The following is a 1,914-nucleotide window of genomic DNA, read 5'->3' as shown; positions in this document are numbered from 1 at the left end:
TGTTTGTATGGTTACTTATAGTTTACACCAATGAAACGCTATGAGTTTTTTTGTTGCACTATATTTTACAATTTATCGAAAGATAAGGACAATATTGTGAATGCGCTAAAACTGCCCTACTCAAATGCAAAACTTGAAGCTACTAACAACCTCATCAAGGTCATCAAGTGCAATGCTTTCAGCTTTCGGAACTTTGATAACTTTAAAACTAGAATTCTCACCGCTTTGAACATTAAAAAGGAGAGGAACAAAATGATCCTCTCCAGGTTGTAACTTTTCTTCAACCCACGACAGTTGACAAAGAGCCACTTTTATTTTAAAAATCAAGTTCCACCCAGCTGAGAGGTGTATAGCCTAAAAGTTCAACACCATCAAACTCTACTGCTTTAACGATTCCTTGAATATTTGTTTTCAATTCTTCCATAACAGAGTTATCTGCATCATCCAAGACGAGTTCATCTTCTACGACAAACAATGCTTTTTGGTAACGATCATATAGACTATTCATAACCAAACGAAGACCGACTGGATTAGCTGATTTTTTAGTTCTAGTCTCAGCTACATACTTATCAGCAAAAACTTCTTCAGAGTTATTAGATGCATGATAACTAAAACTTACAAAATCAACTGTACCTCTGTTTAAGATAGAAAGATCTTCATCTGAAATATCTAAAGCAATCTGCTCACGATCCAAGCGACGCAAGAAGTGGTTCGGATAATAACCACGAACTTGAACATCCGTAAATAAATAGTTTTTACGATTCTTAACTTCAGCTTCCATAGCATCCATAGCATTGTCAATTTGCTGGCTATAGTTTTGACTAACGACAAGCATTCCACCAAACTGAAACTCTGGATTGATTGTTTTACCTAATTGAACGACGCGGGCAGAAGCAACTAATTGATAATGAGCTGCTTGCCAGATTAACTGTTCACGATTCTCACTATTTTCAAATAATAATCCTCCCCCCAAAAATGGTAAATGGTGCAAAATATTAAACTCATTGAATGTAATCCAGTATCTCACCTTGTCTTTAAAATAACGGAAAACAGCTTCTGCATAGCGCTCAAAGAGTTCAATCATCTGACGATTTCTCCATGCACCATATTTTTCATGTAGGTTAAGAGGGATATCAAAATGACTGAGGGTAACAATTGGCTCGATGCCTTTTCTCAGAACTTCGTCAATGATTATTTCATAATATTTCAATCCTTCTTCACTTGGCTGCAACTCTTCTCCAGTTGGAAATAGATGAGCCCAAGAGATAGAGATACGATAGGCATTAAAGCCCATGGATTGAATCAAATTCAAATCCTCAATATAGTTTCTTGAACTGATCGGTTTAGATTGTCCTAGTAAATCGTAAAAACCTAGTGGTACTGTTTTATAGTCGATTTTCCCGTGCAACACTCCTCCACGAAATTCACCAACTGAAAGAACATCTGTTGTTCCTAAACCTTTCCCACTATTTGACAAAAAATTTCTAATCATGACGACTCCTTCTATTTTTTTCTTTATAAATTAGATTGTTATTATTTAAAAATATCATTATTTATTAAATGATTCTTTCTGCCCTTGTTATGAATAATAGAGCTCAAACCAGATAATCTACTTACGACATTTTTAAACTCACGAGATAGTTGCTGAAAAGCTGGTTTTTGCATATTCCCTTCCTTCTCTTGCCCTATCCATGAATTTCCATTCTCAGAATCCCCCCATGGCTGAGTTACTTGAATACTTGTCTCATACACAAACTCACCTACATTATCTCCAATTTCTACTAAATTCATTAGATGTTTCGAATCTACTTCATCCAAATCATTTTTTGATACAAATTCAGAAGAACTTTCAGAGAGTGATTCAGATTCTAAAATGCCGGTTTCTTCACTATCGGATACAAGATCTGATGTGAT

Annotated in this window: 2 protein-coding genes and 1 pseudogene; 1 reads left to right on the top strand and 2 read right to left on the bottom strand. The window is 35.3% G+C overall.

What is annotated here, in order from left to right:
• Window positions 1–72: 72 nt before the first annotated feature.
• Window positions 73–273: pseudogene (locus M1F56_RS09585) on the top strand (transposase); the annotation flags it as partial.
• Window positions 274–316: 43 nt separating this feature from the next.
• Here the strand turns inward: M1F56_RS09585 and M1F56_RS09580 are convergent.
• Together M1F56_RS09580 and M1F56_RS09575 are read right to left on the bottom strand one after the other, a co-directional pair.
• Window positions 317–1,492 (bottom strand): family 1 glycosylhydrolase, encoded by a 1,176-nt coding sequence (locus M1F56_RS09580; RefSeq protein ID WP_247917547.1) that lies wholly within the window; start codon window positions 1,490–1,492, stop codon window positions 317–319.
• A gap of 41 nt (window positions 1,493–1,533) precedes the next feature.
• A partial coding sequence (locus M1F56_RS09575; protein ID WP_247917546.1) for a hypothetical protein occupies window positions 1,534–1,914 on the bottom strand: 381 nt, incomplete at its 5' end.

Origin of the sequence: Streptococcus oralis (assembly GCF_023109005.1) — a bacterium.
Taxonomy (GTDB): Bacteria; Bacillota; Bacilli; order Lactobacillales; family Streptococcaceae; genus Streptococcus; species Streptococcus oralis_BU.
The sequence above is the reverse complement of the archived record's forward strand: the minus strand, read 5'-3'. Positions and strand labels throughout refer to the sequence as shown.

Coding starts and splice junctions, on each gene's coding strand:
- M1F56_RS09580 (WP_247917547.1), bottom strand. CDS start 1,492: ATGATTAGAAATTTTTTGTCAAATAGTGGGAAAGGTTTAGGAACAACA.